Origin of the sequence: Caulobacter sp. RHG1, assembly GCF_013181195.1 — a bacterium.
In the GTDB taxonomy this organism is placed as follows: Bacteria; Pseudomonadota; Alphaproteobacteria; order Caulobacterales; family Caulobacteraceae; genus Caulobacter.
On record NZ_SMZP01000014.1, the window covers coordinates 1 to 23,421 of the forward strand.

Consider the following 23,421-nt stretch of genomic DNA (forward strand, 5'->3'; position numbering starts at 1 on the left):
CCCCCGCTGCGCCGCCGGCCACCAGGCCACCGGCTGCGGCCGCAGCCGCCATGGCGCCACCCGCGGCCAGTCCCGTGCCGACGGCCGAGCCGGCGCCCAGCTGGGGGCCGCCGGACACGATGCCGCTGGCCACGCCCGGACCGAAGATGCCAAGGCCCAGGAGGGTCAGTGCGGCCAGGATGATGGCCAGGACTTCCTCCATGTTCGGCTGGCGCTCGTTTAGGACCGGCGTGAAGCTGGAAAACAGGGTCGAGCCGATCCCGACGATCACGGCGATGACGAGCACCTTGACGCCCGACGACATGACGTTGCCCAGCACGCGCTCCGCCAGGAAGGCGGTCTTGCCAAACAGGCCAAACGGGATGAGCACGAAGCCGCAGAGGGTGGTGAGCTTGAACTCGATCAGCACGATGAAGAGCTGGATCGCCAGAATGAAGAAGCTCAGCAGGACGATGAGCCAGGCGATGAACAGCACCGCGATCTGGATGAAGTTCTCGAAGAAGGCGACGTAGCCCATCAGGCCGGAGATCGACTCGAGAAGCGGGCGTCCAGCGTCGATCCCGACTTGGGCCACGCGGCCTGGGCGCAGGAGGTCCGCCTGGGTGAAAGCCGCGCCCGTCGCCTTGAGGCCAAGGCCGGCGAAGCTTTCAAAGATCACCCTGGCCAGCATGCTCCAGTTGCTGATCAGGTAGGCGAAGACGCCGACGAAGAGCGTCTTGCGGATCAGCTTGGCAAGGATGTCGTCGCCTTCGCCGAGGCTCCAGAACAGCGCCGCCAGGGTGACGTCGATGACGATGAGGCTGGTGGCGATGAACGCCACTTCGCCGCTGAGGAGGCCAAAGCCGGACTCGATGTAGCCTCCGAAGACCCCGAGGAAGCGGTCGATGACGCCGGACCCTTCCATGACTATCGCTCCTGCGATGGCTGGGGGCGGCCCAGAAAGCGGTCGCGCTGCCGAGCCCAGGCGGCCAAGCACTCAGAATCTTCGGCGCCGGCGGCGCCCAGGCTCTGGCACTGGCGCAGGGCGGCTTGATGCGGATCGGCGGTCGCGACCATCGTGGTGGGCGGGCTGGCGGCCGGCGCGGGCGATGGTGGAGGCGAGCGCTGACCAAGCACGGCCACGACCACGGCGGTGGCGACGAACCCGGCGGCGGCGAGGCGAAAGACGAGGGCGGGGTCCACATCGCCCTCACTTCGAAAAGAGCGTGACGGGCGGGGCTTGGTAGCCGGCGCCGGGGGTGAGAAACCGCCGTATCTGCTCGCGAGCCTGGTCCTGAGCGGCGGCGCGGGCGGCCGCATCAAGGTTCTGGGCGCGCCCCTGAGCGGCCATCAGCGCCAGGAGGTCGGCCAGCTGCTGGGATTGCAGGGCCATCAGCTGGTTGCCGGCTTGGGCTGCCTGCAGGGCGCCGTTGGCCGACTGGCTGGCCTCGACCAGCTGGGTCATCTGATCGCGGGCGCCATCGAGATTGCCGACGACCCCGGCCTGGACCTTCAGGGCGTCCTGGAATGCGGCGACACTGGTGGACCAGCGCGATTGGGCCAGGCTCGCCAGGTCACGGTCTGTGGCGGTGAGATCGGCCGGGCCGAATTGGTCCTTGAACGCCGTCTCGATGGCCGAGACGTCATAGGCCAGCCGCTGGGCCTGGCCGATGAGCGCGCGCGTCCGCTGCAGCTGGCCTTGGAGGGCCGACAGCGACGAGAAGGGCAGGCCCGCCAGGTTGCGTGCGTCGTTGATCAGGCCTTGGGCCTGGTTCTGCAGCGCCTGGATCTGATTGTTGATGCTCTGCAGGGTGCGCGCCGCTGTCAGCACGTTCTGGGCGTAGTTGCTGGGGTCGAACACGGTCAGCTGCGCGTTCGCGGCGCGGGCGCGCGGCAGGCAGGCAAGGGCGGTCACGGCGAGCAGCAGTCGCCGGCGGGCTGGTCCAGCCATCGTCAGGGCTCCAGGGGAAGGTGGGACACAAGATCGGCGGCCCAGGGCAGGCCGCGCGCGAGCAGCCAGGCGCGGGTGAATGCCGGGCCGGGCGCGACGTCGATCGCGTCGATCAAGGCCTGGTCGGGCTTTGACGCGGTCGCGCAGAAGGCCAAGGCGATCTCGCCCAGCCCCAGTTCGAACAGCCGATGGCCTTGGCGCGACTGGCAGTAGTAGTCGCGGCGTGGCGCGGCGCGGCTGATGATCTGGATCTGCCGGTCGTTGAGGCCGAACTTGCGATAGATCGCCTGGCTGCGGGGCTCGGCGGCCCGGGCGTTGGGCAGAAAAATCCGTGTTGGGCAGCTGTCGAGGATGGTCGCGGCGACCGGGCTGGCGTCGAGGTCGAGCAGGGCCTCGGTGGCAAAGACGACTGCGCCGTTCTTCTTGCGCAGGGTCTTGATCCACGCGCGCAGCTGGCCGGCGAACACCGGGTCCTCGAGGATCAGCCAACCCTCGTCGATGAGTATGAGCGTGGGGCGCCCGTCGAGGGCGTGCTCGATACGATGAAAGAGATAGGCCAGCACGGCGGGGGCGGCGCTGGTCTTGAGCAGACCCGCGGTCTCGAAGACCTGAACCGAAGCGGTCCCGAGACTTTCGGCGTCAGCGTCGAGGAGCCGCCCGTGCGCGCCGCCCAGACAGAATGGGGCGAGGGCTTGTTTGAGCGCCGGCGCCTGGAGGAGCGCGGCGAGCCCTGAAAGCGTCCGCTCGATCGGCGGCGCGCTGGCCAGGGATTCCAGCGCCGACCACAGATGGGCCTTGGCGGCTGGGTCGATCGTGACGCCTTCGCGGGCGAGCACGGCGGCGAGCCACTCGAGCGCCCAGGCGCGTTCGCCCGGTTCGTCGATACGACGCAGGGGCTGGAGCGCCACGGCGCGGCCCTGAGCCTCGCCGCCCAGATCGTGCCAGTCTCCACCCATGGCCAGGCCTGCCGCGCGCAAGGAAGCGCCGTGGTCGAAGGCGAAGATCTGGTTGTCGGGGTAGCGTCGCCACGACAGGGCCGTGAAGGCCAGGAACACCGACTTGCCCGCGCCGGTGGGGCCGGCAACCAGGGTGTGGGCGACGTCGTCGACGTGAAGGCTCAGGCGAAACGGCGTTGCGCCTTCGGTGCGGGCGTAGAACAGCGGCGGCCCGTTGAGATGGCCGTTCCGCTCCGGACCCGCCCAGACCGCCGATAGCGGCACGATGTGGGCCAGGTTCTGGGTCGAGATCGGTGGCTGGCGGACGTTGGCGTAGACGTGGCCGGGCAGGGATCCCAGCCAGGCTTCCACCGCGTTCAGGGTCTCGACGATGGTCGAAAAGTCCCGCCCCCGGACCACCTTCTCGACTTGGCGAAGCTTCTCGGAGGCCCGGGCGGGGTCTTCGTCCCAGACCGTCACCGTGGCGGTCACGTAGGCGTGGCCCACGAGGTCGGCGCCCAGGTCCTGCAAGGCGGCGTCGGCGTCGGCGGCTTTGTTGGCCGCATCGTTGTCGACCAGGACCGAAGCCTCGTTGGTCATCACCTCCTTGAGGATGGCGGCGACGGATTTTCGCTTGGCGAACCATTGGCGACGGATGCGGCCGAGCACCTTGGCGGCGGCCAGCTTGTCGAGCATCACCGCGCGGGTGGTCCAGCGGTAGTCGAAGGCCAGGCGATTGAGCTCGTCGAGGACGCCGGGAAAAGTGGCGCTGGGAAACCCGACCAAGGTCAAGGTTCGCAGGTGGGCGCGCCCGAGCTTCGGTTCGAGCCCGCCGACCAAGGGTTGGGTGGCCAGCAGGGCGTCCAGGTGGATCGGGGTCTGTGGAACCGCCAGGGTTTGGCGGACGGTGCTGACGGTCGAGTGGAGGTAGCTCAGGGTTTGGCCGTCATCGAGCCAGGCGCATTCGGGCATGAAGCCGTCGAGCAGCTGCAGCAGTCGGTCGGTCTCGACGATGAACGCCTTGGTCTGGGTCCAGGGATCGGCGGCGACGGCCTTGCGACCTTCAAACAGCCAGCCCTCTGCGCGACGCGTTTCCTCGGCCGGCGGCAGCCAGGTCAGGGTCAGAAAGTAGCGGCTTTCGAAGTGGGCGCCGGCCTGGCTGAACTGCTCGGTGCGTTCCAGATCGACCAGGGCCGACGCCGGGTCGCCAAAGCGGCTCTGCGGATAGGCGACGGCGGGAGCGCGCTGGGCCTCGACGAAGAGCGCCCAGCCGCTACCCAGGCGGCGCAGGGCTCCGCCCATACGGGCGGTCACGGCCGTCAACTCGGCGGGCGTGGCGCTATCGAGGTCTGGACCTCGAAACGCCGCAGTTCGTTGGAAGGCGCCATCCTTGTTGAGCACCACGCCGGAGGCGACGAGCGCGGCCCAGGGCAGGTAGTCGCTGAGGCGAGGACGAGTATCGCGATAGACGCTGAGGGCGAGCATGGGCGGCCTCAGATGCGGAAATAGGGCGGGTAGCGCAGGTGTCGACGGCCGACCTCGAAGACCTGCGGATCGCTGCGCGCGGCCCAGGCCGCCAGCAGCTGGCCCATGGCAAAGAACAGCAGGCCGACGATCCAGAGCCGCAGGCCAAGGCCAAGCGCAGCCGCCAGGGTGCCGTTGGCGATGGCGATCGTTCGCGGTGCGCCGCCTAACAGGATGGGCTCGATGAGCGCTCGATGGACGGGAGCGTAGTAGTCGGCCGGCAAGGGATCGTCGGGCCGGGTCATGCGACGAGCGCCCCGCCGCCGAAGCTGAAGAACGACAGGAAAAAGGAGCTGGCCGCGAAGGCGATGCTCAGGCCGAACACGATCTGGATGAGCCGGCGAAAGCCTCCGGAGGTTTCGCCGAAGGCTAGCGCCAGGCCGGTGCTGATGATCACGATCACCGCGATGATCTTGGCGACCGGCCCTTCGATCGATTCCAGAATCGACTGCAGCGGCGCTTCCCAGGGCATCGAGGAGCCGGCCGCCTGCGCCGGGATCGCGTGGAGCGCGCTGATGGCGGCGAGGGTCAGCAGGCTGAGTCGGTCGAGCGCGGAACCGCTCGGGGCATGACGGCGCACGGTAACGGCGCGAGCTTGGCTCATGGCAGGTCTCCCATCGGAACGAGGCGGTAGTCGCCGGCGGGGCAGAGCCCCGTGACGGAGGCGAGCTCGGTGAGGCGGCGGGCTTGGCCGCGGCCGCTCAGGACGGCGATCAGCTCGATGGTCTCGGCGATCAGGGCGCGCGGCGGCGCCACGACGACTTCCTGAATGAGCTGTTCTAGGCGGCGCAGGGCGCCAAGCGCGGAGCCGGCGTGAAGAGTGCCAAGGCCGCCGGGATGGCCCGTTCCCCAGGCCTTGACGAGATCGAGCGCCTCGCCGCCGCGGACCTCGCCGACGATGATGCGGTCGGGGCGCAGGCGCAGGGCGCTGCGGACCAGGTCGGTCAGGCTGGCGACACCGACCTGGGTGCGCAGCCCGATGTGGTTGGGGATCGAGCACTGCAGTTCACGCAGGTCTTCGGCCAGGACCAGGCGCTCGTCGGTGGGGACTTCGGCGAGCAGGGCGTTGGTGAGGGTCGTCTTGCCGCTCGAGGTGGGACCGACGACCAGGATGTTCTTGCGATCCCGCACAGCCTGGCGCAGCAGCGCGGCCTGGTGGGAGGAGATGACGCCGGCGGCGACATAGGCCTCGAGCCTGACGATCGCCCGGGCCGGCTTGCGGATCGCGAAGGCCGGCGCGGTGACCAGGGGCGCGATCAGGCCCTCGAACCGTTCGCCGGACTGTGGGAGCTCGGCCGAAAGACGCGGTCGTCCGGCGTGGACCTCGGCGCCGACATGATGGGCCACCAGCCGGATCACCCGCTCGCCGTCGGCTGGCGACATCCGTCGTTCGGTGTCGGCCAGGCCGCTGCTCAGCCGGTCGATCCACAAGCGCCCATCGGCGTTCAGCATGACCTCGCTGATGTCGGGATCAGCCAGCCAAGCGGCGAGCTCGGGGCCCATGGCCGTGCGCAGCATCCGCACGCCTCGATCGAGGCTTTCGGCGGTGGCGAGCTGGGCGGTCATGGAGGCCTCGTTCGATCGCGCCGGCCTGGGGGACGGCGAACGAGGCTGATTAAGAAGCGCCCGGAATTGTCGGAAACAACAGGGGAATTGGGCCTGGAGGCCCTAGCGGGCAACGGCAGGCAGGCGGGCGCTCGCGTCGGCGCGCGGCGGACGAAACCGAGGGTGAAGCGTAGGTCGCGGCGGGGTTAGCGGGCCGGCGCGCTGGACGCCCAAACGCCCCGACGGGCGGTTTTGGCTTCCGCCTCGGCCTTGGCGTACTGGCCCTTGCTGTAGCGGCGGTACTCGGTGGCGAAGCCCGATCGGATCATGGCCGCATTCACGTCGGGGCTGGCGTTCGACCAGCACTTGCCCACGAAGCGGCCGTAGCGATCACGATCGACGAACCGGCAGGCCACACGGCCGCGCGTCAGCCGTTCCAGTTCCAGTCGCGCCTCGTCGGAGAACGGTTGCGCCGGCGTCTTGCCGCGTCGCAGCTCCGGGGCGTCGACGCCGAACAGACGCACGCGCTCGCCCGCGCAGCGCAGGGTGTCGCCATCGTGGACGGGCGGGGCGTTGCAGGCGATCAAAGCCGCGGCGGCGGCCGCGGCGGCGGTCTGAAGCATGGCTGTGCTCTAGACTGCTTCGGCCAGGGGGCTAGGCCCTTTCAATCGATCTCGCCGTCTTGCGGGCCATGGTCTTGGCTGAGCTCGAACGCCAGGCTCTGGCCCGCCGCGATCCTTCGTCCGAGCGCCCGCACGAAGGCGGCGTAGCGCTCGCGGCCCTTGGCCTGGGCGGCGGCCTGGGCAGTGTCGGGCATAGCCGGCGTGGCTGTCAGCCAAAACCGGACGAAGAGTGCGTGGGCTTCGTTGGCGATCTCGATGCTGCGTTCCAGCCGCTCCATCTGGCGGCTGATGCGGTCCAGACGCCGCGACAGGGCCGCTTCCAGCCGCTCGGGGCTATCGGGTGACAGGTGCGAGGCCAGGGCCGTCTCGACGACGAGGGCCTGGGGGACGCGCTTGCGGTGGGCGTAGTCGGCGAGCTGGCCGGCCAGGACCGGTTCGAGCCGAAAGGTATGTTTGCGTCGCATCGACTAGAGCTCCACGCCATCGTCTGGATCAAGGCTGGCCTGCCGCGCCACGGCGGTCATGCGTCGCTGAAGCGCCATCCGGCGGGTGGATTGGCCGGCGTCGAGATCGGGATCGTCGAAGGCGAACTCATCCTGCACGGCGGGAGATGCCACGATGTCCTCGTGTTCGGGCAAGCCTGGCTCGCGACGGGGGCCGCTGCTGTCGTCACCTGCGTCGCTATCCTCGTCGTCACGGCGATAGTCCGCCGAGGACGGGGCCGGCGAGGGCGCGGCGCAGACGGCCAGACCTGACCAATCGTCAGGGGCGGGCGGGGGATCTTGTCGCGACGCCGGCTCCGGCGCGGGCAGGACACGGCGGCGTAGCCGAGCATCCTGGTAGTAGCGGATCTTGCGGGCGCGGATCGGCGGCGCCCCCGAAACCATCACGATCTCCTCGTCGGCCGGCAACTGCATCACCTCGCCTGGCGTGAGGAGCGGACGCGCTGTTTCCTGGCGTGAGACCATCAGGTGGCCGAGCCACGGCGAGAGCCTGTGGCCGGCGTAGTTGCGCATCGCACGAAGCTCTGTGGCCACGCCCAGGGCGTCGGAGACCCGCTTGGCGGTTCTTTCGTCGTTGGTGGCGAAGCTGACCCGGACATGGCAGTTGTCGAGGATCGAGTTGAAGGCGCCGTAGGCTTTTTCGATCTGGTTCAGGGACTGGGCGATCAGCACCGATTTCAGGCCGTAGCCGGCCATGAACGCCAGGGCGCTCTCGAAGAAGTCGAGCCGTCCCAGGGCCGGGAACTCATCCAGCATCAAAAGCAGGCGATGGCGCTTGCCGACCGGGCCGAGCGTCTCGGTCAGGCGCCGGCCGATCTGATTGAGCAACAGGCGGATCAACGGCTTGGTGCGGCTGATGTCGGACGGCGGCACGACGAGGTAGAGCGTGGTGGGGCGCGGGCCTTCGACCAGATCGGCGATGCGCCAGTCACAGCGACCGGTCACCTGCGCCACGACGGGATCGCGATAGAGGTTGAGGAAGGTCATGGCCGTCGACAGCACGCCCGACCGCTCGTTGTCGGACTTGTCCCGCAGCTCGCGAGCCACGGACGCCACCACAGGATGGACCCCGGCCTCGCCCAGATGCCGGGTGCGCATCATCACCCGCAGGGTCGCCAGGATCGGGCGTTCGGGATCGGAGAGGAACGCAGCTACGCCCGCGAGGGTCTTGTCGCGCTCGGCGTAGAGCACGTGTAGGATCGCGCCGACCAGCAGGGCATGGCTGGTCTTTTCCCAGTGATTGCGCTTTTCGAGCGATCCTTCCGGGTCGACCAGGATGTCGGCGATGTTCTGGACGTCGCGGACCTCCCACTCACCGCGCCGCACCTCCAGCAAGGGATTGTATGCGGCCGAGGCCCGATTGGTCGGATCAAAGAGCAGGACGCGGCCATGGCGGGCGCGAAACCCGCTGGTGAGCTGCCAGTTCTCGCCTTTGATGTCGTGAACGATGGCCGAGCCTGGCCAGGTCAGGAGCGTGGGAAGCACCAGGCCCACGCCCTTGCCCGATCGGGTCGGGGCAAAGCACAGGCAATGCTCGGGGCCGTCGTGGCGCAGATAGGTTTCGCCGAGTCGTCCCAGGACCACGCCGGTGTCGCCGAGCAGACCGGCGGCCTTGGCCTCGAGCGTCGTGGCCCAGCGCGCGGTGCCGTAGGTATCGACGCTGGCGCTTTCGCGGGCGCGCCAGATCGCCATGGTGATGGCTGCGGCCGCCGCTAGAAGGCCGCCCGATGCGGCTGTGGCCGCGCCGCGAAGAAACACCGCCGGCGCATAGGCGTCGTAGACGAACCACCACCAGAAGAAGGCGGGCGGGGCATAGACCCGTTGGCCTCGCCAGACGAACCATGGCGGCCCTAGGGCGTCCTGGTAGCCGAGCTGGGCGGCGGTCCATTGGGTCGCCGACCAGATTGCGACGAGGACGATCAGGCCTACGACAAGAACCTGGCCCCAGAGAATCCGGGTGGCGGACATTGAGGGCTCCCGGGGTGTGGGGAGCCTTCAAAGTTTTCCGTCCAAGCGACGGATCAAGAAGGAATAACTGGCGCGGCGGTCCTGGCGCGCAACGACAGGCCGCTAGCGGGTTTTGGGGATGGCTGGCGGGCAACCGACCAGGGTTTTGGCGGCTGTGTCGGGGCGCTCGCCGCTCTTGGCCGGCAAGCTCAGCGACCCGGCGAAAGCATCACGGCGGATGGGCATCACCCCGCAGGCGCGTTGGCGGCGGATCGCTTCGCTGGGCGCATGGCGCAGCTGGCTGTAGAAGAAACGCATGCGCTCGGCGCTGCAGTCCTCCGGATCGTCGGTCAGGCGAACGATGCGATACTCGCCCGCCGTCAGGATCAGACACGCCGACTTCAGCGGCCCGCCCAGGGTCGTGCGCGCGGGGTCGGGATAGTAGTCGGCGACGCCGCCGCCGGCGTTGCTGGCGCGCAGGGCGTTGAAGATCAGCATCTGGGAGCCGGGCGTGAAGGCCAGGGTCGAAAGGATGGCCAGGATGATCATCACCACGGTGGCGCGACGGTTGTGGCTGGCCGCGCTCAAGGCGAAGTGAACAACGCAGGCGCCGATCAGAATGAGCGCTGGCCGGTTCGGGTCGGCCGCGCCGTCCGGCGAGAGGTTCGGCGTCAGCAGGCTGTCGACCGACGAGACCCACGACCAGGCTGACATGGCGAAGGCAAAGCCGATGGCCATGGCCGCGGCCGAGGCCCAACTGCTCCGGTTCGCCGGCTTGATGGAGAACTGGACCATCAGCAGGGCGCTGAGCGGGCTGAGCGTCAACAGGGCGGGCACCAGCCAGAAAGGCGGGTGCTGCAGGCATTTGACGTAGGGCTGCAACGCCTGGAGGACGGCCAGGCCAACCAAGGAGGCGTTGGCGGCGAAGTATGCGAGCACAGGTCGGGGCGTGAAGTTCTGCGTCGGCGCCGGCCTGACGCTCCCGAGCATGGGGCTGTTGACGTGATCGGCAAAGCTGAGCCCTTGGGCTTGGTGGGCAAAGAAGAACCGCGTGAACAGCGGTGCGGCGAGGATCACGCCGATCAGGGCCAGTAGAAGAGCGAACACCAGGCCGGCCGCCTGAAGGATGCCGACGATCAGGTTGTCGCCAAAGGCGCCCAATCCCGGTTGGCCAAAGCCTTTGAGGTAGTCGTTGACCATCCAGGTCGGACCCAGGAGGCCAAAGAACAGCCCGGCGACGACACGTAGCCATTTGGGCACGGCGTCGACGAGGGCGTTGGCTCTTTCGAGCATGGCCTTGGCGGCTTCCAGGTTGGGGTTGGCCGGGGGCTGATCGACGCTGTGACTCATGAGGGCCTCGAAGGTGATGCACCCTCTTGTCGCAAGCTGCACCTTAACGAGTGTTGCGCGTCCTGGCGTTGTGGGGGGCGAGCTTAGAGGCCTGGCCCTCTGGCGCGGCCAAGCGACCAGTCGATGCCGCCGCCCGCAACGGCTCCGGAGATGGCCTGGCCGCGATGGCGCTCCAGGCTGGGGCGCCAGGGCACGAGCGAAAAACCGAGCCCGTCGTCGATCATCGCAAATCGGCCCGACGCCAGATCCAGCCGCCTCCGATAGACCCCCGCAACCGTATCGCCCTCCTGGGGAATGCGGGGCGTCTGGCCTGTCTCGAGAGCCAGGGCTTGTCGGGTCCTGGTCAGCTCGACCTCGCGCAGGGTCTCCAGGAGCTTGGGGGCGTGCCGCGTCGTTCCGTCGACCGTCGAGGCGTGGCCACGCTCCACGAGCACGGCTTGGCGCGCGGTCAGAGCGCTGGTCACTTCCGCGCCGAAGCCGTCGGCGCGCGCAGCCGGTTCGCGCGCCACCAGTTGGCGGTCGAGCCAGGTGGCCCCATCGGCCTGGATTTGCGCGGCCAGCGGCAGGTCAGAATGGGTTGTCAGTCCATGGCGCGCCCGACCTGACGCTTCCGTCCAGGTCCGCAGCGCCACCACGGCCCCGGGGGCGGCGTCGCCGGTCGCTTCCAGGGTCTCAAAACGCAGGTGGTGTAGGCGTCCGTCCAGGCCGTCCACCACGGCGTAGGCGCTGCCTTGCAGTTCGTCATGGAGGCCGCGCTCGACCAGGCGGCCGGTGACCCCGTGGGGCGGCGGCTCGCCGGTGAGAACCAGCCGCTCGGCGGAGACTTCGCGGCCCTCGCGCGCCATGGCCTGGTGCAGCGTCTTGATGAGGTCGCCGCGAAGGGCGAGATCTCGCAGGGTCGGCTCCAGATCGGGCGCCAGCGTCCAGACCCCCGATGTTCTGCGGGTTGCAAGACCCAAGTCCGTAAGTTTGGACAGGCGTCCCACGAGGGCGGAGCGGAGATCCTCGCCGATGGCTGGATCGCCTGGCCGCAAATCCACTAAGGCGTCTGGTTCGGTGGCCATCCCGCGTAGAGCCTTGTCCAGATGGGTGAGGCGTTCGGCCGAGACCTCGCGCAGCAGGGCCCGCTCGATCTCTTCGGTGCGGCGCGGACCCAGCTCGAGTTCGACCAGACGTTCGGCGCGCTCGCGTAGACCCCGGCTGATATAGGCCTTGTCGATGACCAGATCGGCGCCGTCCTCCGACACGCCGCGCAGCAGCACGTGGACGTGGGGGTTGTCGGTGTTCCAGTGATCGATCGCGACCCAGTCGAGTCGGACGCCGAGATCCTCTGCGGCCTGGTCCATCAGCTCGCGGGTGAAGGCGCGAAGATCGGCCATCTCGCCGGCGTCCTCGGGCGAGACGATGAAGCGAAAATGGTGGCGGTCATCCTCGCAGCGCTTGGCGAACCCGGCGGCGTTGGCTTGGTCTCCCGCGGCGTCGAACATCTGGGCCGGCTCGCCGCTCTTGGTGACGCCCTCGCGCTGCAGATAGCGCAGGTGACGGGCCAGGCTTGCGGCGCGAAAGCGGGTCCCGAACTGGCGAACGACCCGGGCCTTGATCACGGCGCGACGGGCGGGGGTGGTGAGCGCGGCCAATCGCCAGGCCCGTCCGCGACCCCGGCCGCCGCTGGTGCGGGTCGCGCGGCGGATCTGGCTGCGCCCGCCGGCGGCCTGAACCGCCTGGGAAACCTGCGCCACGAACCTCTGGGCGCTGCGCGCTGCGCGGCGGTCCCGCCCGATCCGTCCGGGGCGGACCTGGAAGTCATCGTCCTGATCAGCCACGGCTCAGACGCTCCAAGACGGTGAATGCTGGCGATTTTGCGTTTGAAATTGCTTGGAAAATGGGCAAATGCGCCATCCCCGCCGCCCGGCGGCAGGCGCAGCAAACCATTGTCCCGCAAGGCCGCGCGACCCGCGCGCCGTCGCGGCTTTTATCTTGCCGTCCACACTATTGAGCAGTTTGCGTTCGGTTGTTGCACTCTTGTTCTCCTTCCATGAGGCGAACCATGTCGGGCTCCTGATTAGCGAGGGAGATCGGCCGTGGCGTCGAAGCGCTACCAAAACCGAGGACTGCGAACCTACTGGGCGATCCACATCGAGGCGTGGCGGCTGAGCGGTTTGTCGCGCGCGGCATACTGCGGCGAGCACCGGCTCGAACCCGGCGTCTTCAGCAGCTGGCTGAAGAAGATCGGTGACGCCGACGCCTTGCAGCACAAGCCTTTGAGCAAGCGAAAGCCGCCGCCGCGACGCTCCACCAGCGAGGTTCGTAACCGGGCCGTGCAGGCGTTCTGGGCCATGCACGTCGAGGCCCAATTGTGGAGCGGACTGAGCGCGGCGGAATACGCCAGCGCCCTTCGGCTGACACCCTCGTCGTTGCGTCAGTGGCGCCAACGCCTGGACGAAGACCCCCTTGGGATCGATTGGCGAGAGCTCGTTCATCCCAGCGCCCGCCCGTATGTGGGGCCCAGACGAAGCACTAGTGCTAAGGCCCGGACGCCGGAATCCGGCTTGACGGACGCGAGCAGAACGCTCCGCGACGGTGATGGCCGGAGCAGCCGCCGCACGTTCAACGATGAGCAAAGGCGCGCCATCGTCGCCGAGACACAAGCGCCCGGCGCCACGGTCAGCGCGGTGGCCAGGAAACACGGCGTGGTCACCAGCATGCTGTTCCGGTGGCGCGCCCAAATGGGCCTTGGCCAGGACGAGCGCGCAAAGCTGGCTCGGGTCAGGCTGGTCGGCGATGGCCTCAAGACGGCGAGCCAGGCGCTCACGGGGGGCATTCCCTTGCCGATTCCCGAGGGCGCGGTGGCCGTCGATCTTGGCGACGGACGCCGGGTCTTCGCGCCGCCAGGGAGCGATCCGGATGAGGTCCGGCGGTACGTGGCGCAGCGGGAGGCGGCCCGATGATGATCATCCCCTCCGGCGTGAAGGTGCATCTGGCGCTGGGTCAAACCGACATGCGCAAGGGCTTCGACGGCCTGTCGATGCTGGTGCAAGACCTGCTGAAGGAGGACCCGTTCTCGGGCCACCTGTTCGCCTTCCGGGGGCGAAAGGCCGACACCATCAAGCTGCTCTACTGGGACGGAACAGGCCTGTGCCTGTTCACAAAGCGGCTGCAACGAGGGCGCTTTATCTGGCCCCATATCACCACGCCTGGCGGCTCGGTGGTGCTCACGCCCGCGCAACTGGCCATGCTGATCGAAGGCATCGACTGGCGCTTCCCGGAGCGCACCTGGCGGCCCGCCATCGCCGGCTGAAATAGCGTCGAAAACCCCGCTGGATAAGGGGAAAATGCTTGGTCGCGGACTCCGAAAATAGTAGAATCGGGCATGCGGCTGGATCTCGAAAACCTGCCTACCGACACGGCCTTGCTGCACCAGTTGGTGCGCGAAATGGCCGGCTTCGTCGGTGAGCGGGACGGCGAGATCGACCGGCTCAAAGCCATCATCAAGCAGCTCCAGCGCGCGCAATTTGGACGCCGTTCCGAGCACCTGGACGCCGATCAACTGGCGCTGGCCCTGGAGGATGTCGAGACCGATCTGGCCGCCGCCGAAGCGCGCCGACCCGACATCCTGCCCGCGCCCGCGAAGGCTCAACCCAAGCGCAAACCGCTCCCCGACCATCTCCCGCGCGAAGACCGGTTGCTCGATATCGACAGCCAGGTCTGCGCCTGCGGCGGCGCTCTGCACAGCATCGGCGAGAGCGTCAGCGAAATGCTGGACTGGGTTCCCGCGCAGATGCGGGTGATCCGGATCGTGCGCCCCAAGTACGCCTGCCGGGCCTGCGCAACGGTCGTCCAAGCGCCAGCGCCGGAGCGGCCGATCGACGGCGGCCTGGCCACGCCGGCGCTGTTGGCCCAGGTGCTGGTCAGCAAGTATTGCGACCACACCCCGCTCTATCGGCAGTCCAAAATCTTTGCTCGGCACGGCGTGGACCTGGAGCGCTCGACACTGGCCGGCTGGGTCGGCGGGGCCTGCTGGTGGCTCCAAGCCCTGCACGACAAGCTGTCGGCCAGCCTGTTCGCCAGCAGCCATCTCTTCGCCGACGACACGCCGATCCCGGTGCTTGATCCGGGCCGGGGCCGGACCAAGACCGGGCGGCTGTGGGCCTACACGCGTGATGATCGACCGTGGGGCGGACCGGAGCCGCCCGGCACGGTCTATGTCTATGCGCCGGACCGGAAGGGCGAGCGTCCAGCCGCCCATCTGGGCCGGTTCAAGGGCGTCCTCCAGGTCGATGGCTATGCCGGCTTCGAGCCGCTGACGGCGTCCGGCGACATCAAGCTGGCGGCCTGTTGGGCGCACGCCCGGCGCAAGTTCTATGAGATCGCCGAGTCCACCAAGGCGCCCGTGGCCGTCGAGGCGTTGCGCCGGATCGGCGAGCTCTACGCCATCGAAGCCCAGGTGCGCGGCCAGTCGGCGGCGCTGCGGCGGGCGGCGCGTCAGGAGTCTTCCCGCCCGTTGGTGGACGCTCTGCATGCCTGGTTGGAACGTCAGCTGGCCCGCGCGCCGCCGCGCGGCGCCCTGGCCGAGGCCATCCGCTACGCCCTCGGCCGCTGGGACGCGCTCAGCCTGTTCCTCACAGACGGCCGCATCGATCTGGACAACAACCCCGTCGAGCGCGCGATCCGGCCCATCGCCCTCGGCCGCAAGAACCACCTGTTCGCCGGTTCGGACGGCGGCGGCGACCGCTGGGCCGTGGTCGGTTCGCTGATCGAGACCGCCAAGATGAATGGCGTCGAGCCCTTCGCCTACTTGCGGGATGTGCTGGAGCGCATGGTCAATGGCCACCCCGTCAACCGCCTCGACGAGCTGCTGCCCTGGGCCTGGAAGCAGACTGAAGAAGCCGAGGCCTGACGCAGGCCCTGCAAATCGGTAGAAGTCGGACGCATCGGGTCGCAGCCGCCCAGTGGCCAAACTGGCAAGAGGAACAGAGACGTGACCCAAGTTCCGCAGAGCGATGACAAGGCCGAACTGCTGCGCGAAGCGCTCATCGCGTTGCGCGAACTGAGCCTCCGATCCGAGGATGCTTATGATCTCCTCGATTGGGATGAGTTCGGCATCGATACTTGGAAAAGCTCTGAGTTCAGCAAAGCGGTCAAGCAAGCCGAAGCTATTCTGGCGCGCGCGGCATCCGTTGGCTTTGAAGGCTTTGAGCAAGCGAAGCCTCACCCGCCGTCGCAACCCCGTCGCACTGAGTTCTGACGACCGAAGGCGATGCGTCGGCCGTGAAGTCGTGGAAATCACGTCAACACCTGGCGGACGTGCAATAGCCGGACGCTTACATTGAGCACCCCACCGGCCCCTGGTGTCGCCCCCAAGTCGACTGCCGAACCCGTCACCGACCTCCGCTGGCCCGGCAAGCGTGGCGCGGCGCTCACAGGGCGTCACCCGCCGGCGCCGTGTCGCCGCGGGCGGCTGGCGCGGCGGGAAACAGGGTGTCGAGCGCTGCTGCGTCGGATCCGGGAGCGGCCGGAAAGAGCGGGGCGCGGCGCCAGTCTGGCGGTGGCGCGCGCCGCGTCGGCGCCCCGCCGGCAAGCGCGGGAAGGCCCAGTTTGATGGTGAGCTTGGCGACGTAGAGACGGGTCTCGGCCGGGAGGGGGCGAGCCTGGTCTCGGAAAGCCTCGTAGCGACCTGGCCCGGCATTGTAGGCGGCCAAAAAGCCTGGCGCGCCGTAGCGGTCGTGCAGCGCCCGAAGATAGGCCGCGCCGGCCAGGATATTGTCGCGGACATCAAACGGATCGGCGCCGAAGCCATGGCTTTGTCGCAGGTCTCGCCATGTGCCGGGCATGATCTGCATCAGCCCCTGGGCGCCGGCCGGGGAGATCGCCTGGGGATCGCCCGCGCTCTCGGCCGCGATGACAGCCAGTAGCCATTCGCGCGGTACGCCAAACCGTGCTTCCGCCTCGCCGAGGGCGGCCTGGATCCGGTCGGCGGCGGGGCGGCTCGATGCGGCCGCTCCGCTGGCGGACAGCAGCACGACGGTCAGGGCCATGGCGGCCGCTCGGCGACCGCGCGAGCGCTGGGTCTCGTCCTTCATCGGCGCGACTTCGGCGCAGCCGGCGGGCTGGATCGTGTCCAGAGCGGGGTGACCTGTCCCAGGAGCCCGTGGGCCGAGATGGGGCCGAAATAGCGGCCATCGAAGCTGTCGTCGCGCGCGGCGTTGAGCAGAAAAAGCTCATCGTCATCGATCAGGCGGCAACCGCTCCAGGTCGGAAGTGGGCGACCGTGGCGATCGCGCTGACGGGCGATTGCAAGCGCGCGGCCCGCGAGCGTGACGGTGTCGCCGTGGCGGCAAACCTCCTCGCGTGGCAGGCCGGCGACGGGTTTGATCAACGGCGTCCCGAGCGGCAGGACGCCGCGCCGGGCGAGCGCGTGGGCCAGCGGCGGGGGCGGGGCGATGGCGACAAGATCGCCGCGGCGGATCGCCTGAGGCGACATGACCCGATAGAGGCCGATCGGGGCGCTGGCGGTCGTGTTCCACACCAGTTTGGGCGCCCAGGCGCGCGTCATCGCCGTGCAGGCCACAAGGCCCAGGACGAGTGGGATGAGGGGGCGTTTCATGGGGCGAGCCGACGACGGTGAAGCCAGGCCCGGTGGCGCGCCCGGTCGTAGGGACGGGGCGGTTCGCGGGTGAGCAGGCGGTTGTTGAGATGACGCCAGTGGTCGGGATCGACGGCGGTGGGCGTGACGCCCGCAGCCTCGATCTGGCCGATGTGGCCAAGGGCGCGCTCGACGAGCGGCCATCCCGCGAGTCGCAGGAGGCTCTCGCCGCCAGGCCGGACATGGGCGAGGGTCTGGAACGGCTCGCCCGGCGCCACGGCGCGCAGGATATCCAGGCGTGAGATCACCGTGCCGTAGTCGTTGGCGGTCCAGCGCACGAAGGCGAAGATCGCGCCCGGGTCGAACGTTGCGGTGCGCCGGCGGCGATCGATGACGACCTCGTCGACCGGACGGCCAAACCTCAGCCAGTGCTCGATCCGCCCCTCGATCCAGACGAGGTCGACTTGGGTGCGGGCGGTCATGGCGGCGGGGCCTGGGTCACGCCATAGGTCGCCTCGAGTAGCTCCCGGACCATGTCGGAAAGGGTCTGACCCCGTTCGATGGCGATGATCTTGATGCGCGCCCGCAGGGCCGGGGTGATGTCGAGCGTCAGGCGAGCGCTGTAGGGTTTGGCTGCCGGGGTCGTGGCGCTCTTGACCCAGCGGTCGGCGCCGGTGGGGCGGGCGGCAAAATCGCCGGAGGCCGCGGGCTTGCGGGTCACGGCGCCAGCTCCTCGATGGCGTCGGCCAGGGCCAGGATTTCGCGCCAGGCCTTGGCGTCGCCGGCCCGTTCGTCGACGAGTTGCCCATGGCGCGCGGCGTCGGCGAAGATCACGCGCTGGCCCAGTTGGACGGGCAGGGCGGGCGGCTCACTCCTGGCCAGGGCGCTGGCGACATCGCGAGCGATGACGGTGCGGGCGCCGCAGCGATTGAGCACGAACCGGGCGCGCAGCGACGGGCGAAAATCGCGTGCTTCGCCGACGAGACGAAGCATTTCGTCGGACGCCCAGCCGTCGAACGGCGAGGGTTGTACCGGGATGAGCGCCAGGTCCGCCGCCAGCAGGGCCGAGCGCATCAGCGGCGCGACCCGGGGCGGGGCGTCGACGATCACGATGTCACGGTCCTGGGCGAGCTCCGGCAGCTCGTGATGGAGGGTCTCGCGGGCGAGGCCAATGACGCTGAAGCGCCGCTCCAGGCCTCGACCGGCGCGCAAGGCCGACCAGTCGAGCGCCGAGGCTTGCGGATCGGCATCGACGAGAACCACGCGCCGCCCGCGCTTGGCCCAGGCGCCGGCCAGATGAAGCGCCAAGGTCGTCTTGCCGACGCCGCCCTTCTGATTGACGAGGGCGATGATCATCGGCGCGACCGCGGTGGCGGCCTCTTAAGGTTAGACTCCTGGTTAGAGTCAAAGTTACAGGCGGCGATTTCGCCGCCGGGCCATAGGTTTAGCTGGGGATGTTGCGCCTGATATCCCGAGGCGATCGCGCCCGATGTCACGAGGGGTGCTGCGCCTGATGTCACGAGGCCGTCCACAGGCGCGGCCAGGTCGATCGTCGAGACCAACGGCAGGATGTGGAGGGTCTCGCGACGGGCGTCACGAGACAGCAGCAGGCGATAGCCGGGCAGGGATTGGCGGGCGACGAGACGGCGCAGGTCGAGGGCGAAGTCGCTCGGGCGCGCAAGGCTCCCGGACTTGACGTGCAGATGCGCCACCTCGAAGCGCCAGCCACCCGGCTGGCGGCCGGCGTGCTTGCGGGCGACCCGATAGAGCCAGCGCTCGATCCCGCCGGTGAGCTGGAAGTAGGCTGGATCGATGGAGAGCACGAGCGCGCGGTCCAGCACGCCGCGATAGAACCAGTCGGGCAGCACGATCTCCAGGCCAAGGCTTCGACCATCCGAGCCTGAGAGTTCTGTCCACTCGTTGATCCAGGAGAACTGGTGGCGACGCCAATGCTCGCCGTTGCGCAGGCTGGTGGCCACGACGGTCGATTGCAGGCGGCGAAGGGCGGCTTTCAGGAGCCGGTACTCGGTCGCGCCGGTGGCGCGGCCTGTCGCGGTCAGCAGCTGGTAGGGCAAGAAGCGCAGGCGGCGCGAGGTCGGCAGGCCGCGATCGGCGGCCTCGACGATCTGGGACCCGGCCCAGATGAGCACGTCGGCGTCCCAGATCGTGGCCATGCCGAAGTCGGGCAGGCCCTGGACCCAGACCTCGACCTCACCGGCCTGGTAGCGGATCGGCGTGATGCGACGGGACTTGGCCAACGAGAAGAAAGGCCGCTCCATCAGGTCGCGCTGGTCGCGAGGGCGAGCGCCGCCAGCGACGATCAGCGGCGCCAGGGTGTCATCAGGGGCTTCAACGGGGGCGTCGCGCGCGCTCATCCGCCGGCCTTGGGCTGGGCTGGCGCGATCGGATTGGTCAGGGGCTGACGGGTGGAGACCTTCAGGCCGCGATCGGTCCAGGCGTCCAGGTCGTCTATAGCGTAGACGACGCGGCCGCCCAGCTTGCGAAAGGCCGGGCCGGTTCCGTAGGTCCGGTGTTTCTCCAGTGTCCGAAAGGACAGGCCCAGATATCGCGCGGCGTCCTGTGTGCGCAGGAAGCGCAGCGGCGTTCGCGGCGCTGGCAGGGCGGGCGCAGGCGTTCGTGATGGCGACATGCAATGGATCCCGATGCGCTGCAGCGGGCCAGGGAGGGCGTGCTGCGGTTCGGGCCGGACGCTGGTCGTCGTGGGGCGTGGGCAGGGAGTGCGAAGGTCTGGGCGCACAATCGCACCCCGTCCTTGGACCTAGTCGGTGCTAGGCGAGGTCTAGAGCGCCAGGAGCCGTCGATAGCCGTGCGCGACGAGGACGGCGCCGTCGCGCGCCAGACGCAGGGTGGTGTCGCGCAGGGACGAAGTCTTCCAGGGCTCGGCGGCGACGCGGGGCGCGCTATAGAGCGCCTCGGCCAGTTGGCGATGGCTGGCGCCGGCGGCGCGGGCGTCGACGGCGCGCAGCATCATGCCGATGCGGCGCTGTTTGTGGGGCGTGAGGCGCGGGGCCCGCAGGCCGGCCAGGGCCTCGCCCAGGCGCCAGCGTCCGAACCGCTCCAATGCGGCCAGACGTGCGCTCAAGCTCGCATCGAGCGGGACGACCGCGGTGACGGGCTGACCGGGTGGGAGCACGGCCAGTAGCCGCACGACATGGGCGTCCGGTCCTGCGCCGAAGACCAGATGGACGGCGTCAGGCGCCGGCTCGCGGCGGCTCGGCGAAGGCAGCGGGCCGCTGATCGTGGGTTCTAGGCCCGGTTCGTTGGGCGCGGGGGCGAAGAGGAGGATCGAAGGATCGGATTTCGGGGTCCAGGCGGTCGCCAGGTCCCGGGCGGTCGTGGTGACGGGGTATGGGAAATCGTAGGCCCCAACGGCCGGCCACCTCCGTTTGGCTTGGAGCGCTGGGCGACTGCAAGGCGTGAAGGTCGGCGTTGTAGGCCTGGTTACGGCGCAGGCACTCCCACGCCAGCGCTGACGGTGTCAGGGTGTCGAGGTAGTCATAGGCGGCGGTGTTGCGCCAGTCTTCGATCGGAAGCGCGTCAGGCGGCATCGCGAAGGTCCGGGGAAGCAAACGGTACGAAGGACGGACCTTGACGATTCCCGCCCCTGGACGCGCTCGGAAGCCGGAAAGGCCGCATGGGGTGATGCCGCCGGAGCATCGCCTGTTCAGTCGGGTTTGAGCAGGTCCCGGTAGCCCCCCGCGATCAGCCAGCGCGCCCTGGCCAGGTGACTGGCATGACGCGCCTGGGCGGCGGCGGGGTCGGCTTCGGGGTCCAGGCCAAGGACGATCGCGGCGACCTCGCGCCAGTCGGCGCCGGCCGCGTCGGCGTCGAGCAGCCTCAGATAGGTCTTCAGGTGCTGGCGATCATAGTCGGTCAGCGTGGCGCTGTCGGGTGCGGTGTCGCCGATCGTCGCCGGCATGGGTCGCCTCCAAGACTGGGAAGCGCCCAGTCTAGCGACCTTGGACGTCTAGGGGAGAGGTCGAAGATGCGTTGAGTGATGCCCTGACGGCATCACCTGGGGCGTTGCCGGCCCTTGGCCCCGCTCGGGTGAGCGGGGCCGCCGGGATCGCTTAGGCCCGGACCGCCTTGGGCGGCTTGGGACGCGACCAGATCAGGTTGTACTCCTCGCTGGTCTCGGTCTCGTAGAGGTTGGCGTTGATCGGGGCCGACAGGCTGGCGTCGTCGAGCTTGACCGAATGGTAGGGCCGACCATCGGCGGTCTTCTGGGCCCAGGCCACGCCGATCTCGACGCGACCGGCATGGATCAGATGGCTGGGCGGGTTCTCGCCGGCGCGGCCGGACACCGGAACGAAGCGCACGCCCTGGACCTGCAGTTCGAGGGTGAAGATGTCGCCTTGGAATTCGTCGCCGATCTTCTTGAAGGTGCCGATGGTAGCCATTGTGATCTTCCTCTTGGTCTCGAACCCGCGACCATCGCGGCCTCGATGAGGATCGGCCGGACGGGGCGGGCGCCGACGCACTTGGCTTGCCAAGCCGCAGCGCAGCGCAGGACGCTGGCGAGCGAGTTTCTTGGTCCGCGAGGAACGGGCCCTGGCCCGGGGGAAGAAAGTCGAACGACGGCGTTGCGCCCAGGCGACCGAGGCGAAGCCGCACCCGTCCAGATCCCTTCTTCGAGAGGCCGCAAGGTTGTGGGGTTGGGTCCAAGCCGAAGAGCACAGTGGCGACCAGCGCGCCGAAAAGAGGATCGGCGACGAATTCCAAGGCGACGTCGGCGGGCGAGACGCTAGGTCTAGGGCGTATGCTGCGGTCCGGTGTCTGGCCGCGCCGGCGAGAACCCGCTCGGCCGGCTGATCCATGCCGGTCGCGTCGAAATCGGTGGGCCTGGGTCCAGAAGACCGCCGATGGTCGGCCCTACCATTCGGTCAAGCTGGGCGACGCCAGCCTGTCGGCTCCGATCAGCACCAACTCTACGAGACCAAGACCAGCGAGGCGTACACCCTGATCTGGTCGCGCCCCAAGCCGCCCAAGTCGGTCCGGGCCTAAGCGATCCCCGGCGGCCCCGCTCACCCGGGCGGGGCCAAAGGTCGGCGATACCCCAGGGCTCCTCATCGAAAGCGGCTCACACTCGGATGCCGACTCGTGGCTTGAAGGTGCTCCGTTCAGAGACGAGGGCCATCATGACCCCCAACGCATTTCGCGCCGCCGCCGCCAGTCTGCCCGGCGTGCAATCGGTCGCCGTCATGGAGACGGAGGTCTTCAAGGTGCGTGGACGCGCGTTTGCGACGCTGAACTGGCCAGCGCCTGGCTGGGCGGTCGTCAAGCTGCGTCTGGCCGAGCAGAAGCGCCTGATCGCGCAGAGCCGGGCCTTGGCGCGGGAGCCGGGCTTGCGCGGCAAGCGCGGGGTCACGGTTGTTCAGCTCCAGGCGCTCAACGAGGCGGAGGGCGCTGAAGTGCTCGCCGAGGCCTGGGGCCTGGCCTACGGCGGCGCACGCGTCAGCGCCGAGACGGTGATGAGCGCCATTTCGGCCGCTACGGACGCGCGATAGGCGCTAGCGAGCGCCAAGAACAAAAATGGAACTTTTTGCCTTGCGGCCCACTGGGCCGGTAGGCGATATAAGCTGTGCGGGGTGTTCGGCCTCGCGCGTTTCGGACGGGGCGATGGCGAGGGCCGTCAACTACACTTTCGTTTGCCTGGGCGACAAACAGGTCGCCACCACGCTAGACCTCCAGGTCCTCGACGACGAGGGCTATCGCCGCCACGCCATTGAGCTTCTGCGCCAGCACGGCTCGGCCTCGGCGGTCGAGGTCTGGACCGAAACCGGTCTGGTCGATGTAATCCCGCGCGATGGTGTCCGGGTCTGGCCAGAGCCCACCGTCTAGCTGTCGACGGGTTGATCCTGTCGCCCGACCGCCAAATTTGGCGGGAGCATTCATGATCGACGGATCGTCGCTGACTGATCTTGTGTCTTGTTCGAAGGTTGGTCTGCAGCGTCGGGGGCGCGGTTGGGCTTCGCATGCCGCGGGCTATCCGGTTGGGGCAAGAGCTACTGGCGGCGAAGACCTCGGCGGCGTTGTTCGACGGCCGGTAGTGGGGGCGCTTACGCGCCCCCGTCGAACCGCCACACCGGGATGCCCAGCTTGCGGGCCTTGTCGGCCAGGTTGGCCTGGATGCCCGAGCCGGGGAACACCAGGACGCCCAGGGGCAGGGTCTCTAGCAGCAGGTCGTTGCGCTTGAAGGGCGCGGCCTTGGCGTGGCGTGTCCAATCGGGCTTGAAGGCGATGTGGGTCACCTGGCGGCTTTCCGCCCAGCAGGCGGCGATACGCTCGGCCCCGGTGGGCGCGCCGCCGTGCAGGAGCGCCATGTCCGGATGCTTGGCTAGTACGCGGTCTAGCTGTCGTTTCCAAGAAGGTTGTTCACACGCTGCCAGGGCGTGAGGCCTTTGATGCCGGAGTGGGGGCGGTTGAGATTATAGCTGGCGGTCCAAGGTTGGATGGCGCG

The 23,421-nt window shown here is 68.8% G+C and carries 29 protein-coding genes and 2 pseudogenes; 7 read left to right on the forward strand and 24 right to left on the reverse strand.

Annotated elements, in window-relative coordinates:
- The 12 genes from trbL to E1H18_RS26160 form a co-directional block, all read right to left on the reverse strand.
- On the reverse strand, positions 1-904 hold a 904-nt coding region (gene trbL / locus E1H18_RS26105; RefSeq protein ID WP_172275029.1), incomplete at its 3' end, for a P-type conjugative transfer protein TrbL.
- A gap of 2 nt (positions 905-906) precedes the next feature.
- Positions 907-1,182, reverse strand: coding sequence for a putative entry exclusion protein TrbK-alt (gene trbK-alt, locus E1H18_RS26110; RefSeq protein WP_172275032.1), 276 nt, complete (start codon positions 1,180-1,182; stop codon positions 907-909).
- 7 nt (positions 1,183-1,189) lie between these two features.
- Complete coding sequence (trbJ, locus tag E1H18_RS26115) at positions 1,190-1,930, reverse strand: P-type conjugative transfer protein TrbJ (protein ID WP_172275035.1); 741 nt, start codon at positions 1,928-1,930, stop codon at positions 1,190-1,192.
- 2 nt (positions 1,931-1,932) lie between these two features.
- Positions 1,933-4,350 (reverse strand): conjugal transfer protein TrbE, encoded by a 2,418-nt coding sequence (gene trbE, locus E1H18_RS26120; RefSeq protein WP_172275038.1) that lies wholly within the window; start codon positions 4,348-4,350, stop codon positions 1,933-1,935.
- Between the two features lie 8 nt (positions 4,351-4,358).
- Positions 4,359-4,634, reverse strand: coding sequence for a VirB3 family type IV secretion system protein (locus E1H18_RS26125; RefSeq protein ID WP_172275040.1), 276 nt, complete (start codon positions 4,632-4,634; stop codon positions 4,359-4,361).
- Positions 4,631-4,993, reverse strand: coding sequence for a TrbC/VirB2 family protein (locus E1H18_RS26130; RefSeq protein WP_206679144.1), 363 nt, complete (start codon positions 4,991-4,993; stop codon positions 4,631-4,633). The genes E1H18_RS26125 and E1H18_RS26130 overlap by 4 nt, the downstream gene beginning before the upstream one ends.
- Entirely contained in the window at positions 4,990-5,955 is a 966-nt protein-coding gene (trbB, locus tag E1H18_RS26135) for a P-type conjugative transfer ATPase TrbB (protein ID WP_172275043.1), read from the reverse strand. The genes E1H18_RS26130 and trbB overlap by 4 nt, the downstream gene beginning before the upstream one ends.
- 185 nt (positions 5,956-6,140) lie before the next feature.
- On the reverse strand, positions 6,141-6,557 hold the full coding sequence (locus E1H18_RS26140; RefSeq protein WP_172275046.1) for a thermonuclease family protein: 417 nt from the start codon (positions 6,555-6,557) through the stop codon (positions 6,141-6,143).
- Positions 6,558-6,598: 41 nt separating this feature from the next.
- Entirely contained in the window at positions 6,599-7,021 is a 423-nt protein-coding gene (locus E1H18_RS26145; RefSeq protein WP_172275048.1) for a CopG family transcriptional regulator, read from the reverse strand.
- A 3-nt stretch (positions 7,022-7,024) separates the two neighbouring features.
- On the reverse strand, positions 7,025-9,028 hold the full coding sequence (locus tag E1H18_RS26150) for a conjugal transfer protein TraG (RefSeq protein WP_172275051.1): 2,004 nt from the start codon (positions 9,026-9,028) through the stop codon (positions 7,025-7,027).
- Between the two features lie 102 nt (positions 9,029-9,130).
- Positions 9,131-10,357, reverse strand: coding sequence for a hypothetical protein (locus tag E1H18_RS26155; RefSeq protein WP_172275053.1), 1,227 nt, complete (start codon positions 10,355-10,357; stop codon positions 9,131-9,133).
- Positions 10,358-10,440: 83 nt separating this feature from the next.
- Positions 10,441-12,180, reverse strand: coding sequence for a DUF3363 domain-containing protein (locus tag E1H18_RS26160; protein WP_172275056.1), 1,740 nt, complete (start codon positions 12,178-12,180; stop codon positions 10,441-10,443).
- Between the two features lie 258 nt (positions 12,181-12,438).
- Here E1H18_RS26160 and E1H18_RS26165 point away from each other — a divergent pair, with 258 nt between their 5' ends.
- The 4 genes from E1H18_RS26165 to E1H18_RS26180 all read left to right on the forward strand — a co-directional run bounded on the left by E1H18_RS26165 (position 12,439) and on the right by E1H18_RS26180 (position 15,602).
- Positions 12,439-13,305 (forward strand): transposase, encoded by an 867-nt coding sequence (locus E1H18_RS26165; RefSeq protein WP_066683285.1) that lies wholly within the window; start codon positions 12,439-12,441, stop codon positions 13,303-13,305.
- Positions 13,302-13,655, forward strand: a complete 354-nt coding sequence (gene tnpB, locus E1H18_RS26170) for an IS66 family insertion sequence element accessory protein TnpB (RefSeq protein ID WP_066683287.1) — start codon at positions 13,302-13,304, stop codon at positions 13,653-13,655. The genes E1H18_RS26165 and tnpB overlap by 4 nt, the downstream gene beginning before the upstream one ends.
- A 72-nt stretch (positions 13,656-13,727) precedes the next feature.
- Entirely contained in the window at positions 13,728-15,254 is a 1,527-nt protein-coding gene (locus E1H18_RS26175) for an IS66 family transposase (RefSeq protein WP_066683289.1), read from the forward strand.
- 81 nt (positions 15,255-15,335) lie between these two features.
- Complete coding sequence (locus tag E1H18_RS26180) at positions 15,336-15,602, forward strand: hypothetical protein (protein WP_066683291.1); 267 nt, start codon at positions 15,336-15,338, stop codon at positions 15,600-15,602.
- Between the two features lie 172 nt (positions 15,603-15,774).
- Here E1H18_RS26180 and E1H18_RS26185 read toward each other — a convergent pair whose 3' ends face one another.
- From E1H18_RS26185 to E1H18_RS26230, 11 genes and pseudogenes are all read right to left on the reverse strand, one after another.
- Entirely contained in the window at positions 15,775-16,437 is a 663-nt protein-coding gene (locus tag E1H18_RS26185) for a lytic transglycosylase domain-containing protein (RefSeq protein WP_172275059.1), read from the reverse strand.
- Positions 16,434-16,961: a S26 family signal peptidase gene (locus E1H18_RS26190; protein ID WP_172275061.1), complete on the reverse strand. Its 528-nt coding sequence runs from the start codon at positions 16,959-16,961 to the stop codon at positions 16,434-16,436. The genes E1H18_RS26185 and E1H18_RS26190 overlap by 4 nt, the downstream gene beginning before the upstream one ends.
- Positions 16,958-17,422, reverse strand: coding sequence for a DUF2840 domain-containing protein (locus E1H18_RS26195; protein ID WP_172275064.1), 465 nt, complete (start codon positions 17,420-17,422; stop codon positions 16,958-16,960). Before E1H18_RS26195 ends, E1H18_RS26190 begins: the two co-directional genes overlap by 4 nt.
- Positions 17,419-17,661, reverse strand: coding sequence for a hypothetical protein (locus E1H18_RS26200; protein WP_172275067.1), 243 nt, complete (start codon positions 17,659-17,661; stop codon positions 17,419-17,421). The genes E1H18_RS26195 and E1H18_RS26200 overlap by 4 nt, the downstream gene beginning before the upstream one ends.
- On the reverse strand, positions 17,658-18,296 hold the full coding sequence (gene parA / locus E1H18_RS26205; protein WP_172275070.1) for a ParA family partition ATPase: 639 nt from the start codon (positions 18,294-18,296) through the stop codon (positions 17,658-17,660). The genes E1H18_RS26200 and parA overlap by 4 nt, the downstream gene beginning before the upstream one ends.
- Positions 18,297-18,490: 194 nt before the next feature.
- Positions 18,491-19,315: pseudogene (locus E1H18_RS26210) on the reverse strand (replication initiator protein A); the annotation flags it as partial.
- The gene (locus tag E1H18_RS26215) at positions 19,312-19,590 is read right to left on the reverse strand and encodes an AlpA family transcriptional regulator (RefSeq protein WP_172275074.1); all 279 of its coding nucleotides are present in this window, start codon (positions 19,588-19,590) and stop codon (positions 19,312-19,314) included. The pseudogene E1H18_RS26210 and the gene E1H18_RS26215, both read right to left, overlap by 4 nt.
- 150 nt (positions 19,591-19,740) lie before the next feature.
- Positions 19,741-20,109, reverse strand: coding sequence for a DUF2285 domain-containing protein (locus E1H18_RS26220; RefSeq protein WP_370526603.1), 369 nt, complete (start codon positions 20,107-20,109; stop codon positions 19,741-19,743).
- 43 nt (positions 20,110-20,152) lie between these two features.
- Complete coding sequence (locus E1H18_RS27040; protein ID WP_241736228.1) at positions 20,153-20,509, reverse strand: transcriptional regulator domain-containing protein; 357 nt, start codon at positions 20,507-20,509, stop codon at positions 20,153-20,155.
- A gap of 116 nt (positions 20,510-20,625) precedes the next feature.
- The gene (locus E1H18_RS26225) at positions 20,626-20,880 is read right to left on the reverse strand and encodes a DNA -binding domain-containing protein (protein ID WP_172275078.1); all 255 of its coding nucleotides are present in this window, start codon (positions 20,878-20,880) and stop codon (positions 20,626-20,628) included.
- Between the two features lie 151 nt (positions 20,881-21,031).
- Positions 21,032-21,361 carry a DUF736 domain-containing protein gene (locus tag E1H18_RS26230; protein ID WP_172275080.1) on the reverse strand — a complete coding sequence of 110 codons (330 nt, stop codon included), beginning with the start codon at positions 21,359-21,361 and terminating at the stop codon, positions 21,032-21,034.
- A 415-nt stretch (positions 21,362-21,776) separates the two neighbouring features.
- On the opposite strand from E1H18_RS26230, the gene E1H18_RS26235 reads away from it, so the two are divergent.
- From E1H18_RS26235 to E1H18_RS26245, 3 genes are all read left to right on the forward strand, one after another.
- The gene (locus E1H18_RS26235) at positions 21,777-21,965 is read left to right on the forward strand and encodes a hypothetical protein (RefSeq protein ID WP_172275082.1); all 189 of its coding nucleotides are present in this window, start codon (positions 21,777-21,779) and stop codon (positions 21,963-21,965) included.
- A 134-nt stretch (positions 21,966-22,099) separates the two neighbouring features.
- A complete protein-coding gene (locus E1H18_RS26240; protein WP_172275084.1) occupies positions 22,100-22,468 on the forward strand; it encodes an MmcQ/YjbR family DNA-binding protein in 369 nt (122 codons plus the stop codon).
- A 112-nt stretch (positions 22,469-22,580) separates the two neighbouring features.
- Positions 22,581-22,802, forward strand: a complete 222-nt coding sequence (locus tag E1H18_RS26245; protein WP_172275086.1) for a hypothetical protein — start codon at positions 22,581-22,583, stop codon at positions 22,800-22,802.
- A 218-nt stretch (positions 22,803-23,020) separates the two neighbouring features.
- Here E1H18_RS26245 and E1H18_RS26250 read toward each other — a convergent pair.
- Positions 23,021-23,317: pseudogene (locus E1H18_RS26250) on the reverse strand (DUF2493 domain-containing protein); the annotation flags it as partial.
- Positions 23,318-23,421: the final 104 nt, after the last annotated feature.

Bases quoted from the DNA above. Each gene is read 5' to 3' on its own strand.
- trbE (WP_172275038.1), bottom strand. From the start codon at position 4,350: ATGCTCGCCCTCAGCGTCTATCGCGATACTCGTCCTCGCCTCAGCGAC.
- E1H18_RS26150 (WP_172275051.1), bottom strand. From the start codon at position 9,028: ATGTCCGCCACCCGGATTCTCTGGGGCCAGGTTCTTGTCGTAGGCCTG.
- E1H18_RS27040 (WP_241736228.1), bottom strand. From the start codon at position 20,509: ATGCCGCCTGACGCGCTTCCGATCGAAGACTGGCGCAACACCGCCGCC.
- E1H18_RS26140 (WP_172275046.1), bottom strand. From the start codon at position 6,557: ATGCTTCAGACCGCCGCCGCGGCCGCCGCCGCGGCTTTGATCGCCTGC.
- E1H18_RS26175 (WP_066683289.1), top strand. From the start codon at position 13,728: ATGCGGCTGGATCTCGAAAACCTGCCTACCGACACGGCCTTGCTGCAC.
- tnpB (WP_066683287.1), top strand. From the start codon at position 13,302: ATGATGATCATCCCCTCCGGCGTGAAGGTGCATCTGGCGCTGGGTCAA.
- E1H18_RS26155 (WP_172275053.1), bottom strand. From the start codon at position 10,357: ATGAGTCACAGCGTCGATCAGCCCCCGGCCAACCCCAACCTGGAAGCC.
- E1H18_RS26215 (WP_172275074.1), bottom strand. From the start codon at position 19,590: ATGTCGCCATCACGAACGCCTGCGCCCGCCCTGCCAGCGCCGCGAACG.
- trbJ (WP_172275035.1), bottom strand. From the start codon at position 1,930: ATGGCTGGACCAGCCCGCCGGCGACTGCTGCTCGCCGTGACCGCCCTT.
- E1H18_RS26240 (WP_172275084.1), top strand. From the start codon at position 22,100: ATGACCCCCAACGCATTTCGCGCCGCCGCCGCCAGTCTGCCCGGCGTG.
- E1H18_RS26130 (WP_206679144.1), bottom strand. From the start codon at position 4,993: ATGAGCCAAGCTCGCGCCGTTACCGTGCGCCGTCATGCCCCGAGCGGT.
- E1H18_RS26235 (WP_172275082.1), top strand. From the start codon at position 21,777: ATGCCGGTCGCGTCGAAATCGGTGGGCCTGGGTCCAGAAGACCGCCGA.
- E1H18_RS26145 (WP_172275048.1), bottom strand. From the start codon at position 7,021: ATGCGACGCAAACATACCTTTCGGCTCGAACCGGTCCTGGCCGGCCAG.
- E1H18_RS26230 (WP_172275080.1), bottom strand. From the start codon at position 21,361: ATGGCTACCATCGGCACCTTCAAGAAGATCGGCGACGAATTCCAAGGC.
- E1H18_RS26225 (WP_172275078.1), bottom strand. From the start codon at position 20,880: ATGCCGGCGACGATCGGCGACACCGCACCCGACAGCGCCACGCTGACC.
- E1H18_RS26125 (WP_172275040.1), bottom strand. From the start codon at position 4,634: ATGACCCGGCCCGACGATCCCTTGCCGGCCGACTACTACGCTCCCGTC.
- parA (WP_172275070.1), bottom strand. From the start codon at position 18,296: ATGATCATCGCCCTCGTCAATCAGAAGGGCGGCGTCGGCAAGACGACC.
- E1H18_RS26190 (WP_172275061.1), bottom strand. From the start codon at position 16,961: ATGAAACGCCCCCTCATCCCACTCGTCCTGGGCCTTGTGGCCTGCACG.
- trbB (WP_172275043.1), bottom strand. From the start codon at position 5,955: ATGACCGCCCAGCTCGCCACCGCCGAAAGCCTCGATCGAGGCGTGCGG.
- E1H18_RS26185 (WP_172275059.1), bottom strand. From the start codon at position 16,437: ATGAAGGACGAGACCCAGCGCTCGCGCGGTCGCCGAGCGGCCGCCATG.
- E1H18_RS26245 (WP_172275086.1), top strand. From the start codon at position 22,581: ATGGCGAGGGCCGTCAACTACACTTTCGTTTGCCTGGGCGACAAACAG.
- E1H18_RS26195 (WP_172275064.1), bottom strand. From the start codon at position 17,422: ATGACCGCCCGCACCCAAGTCGACCTCGTCTGGATCGAGGGGCGGATC.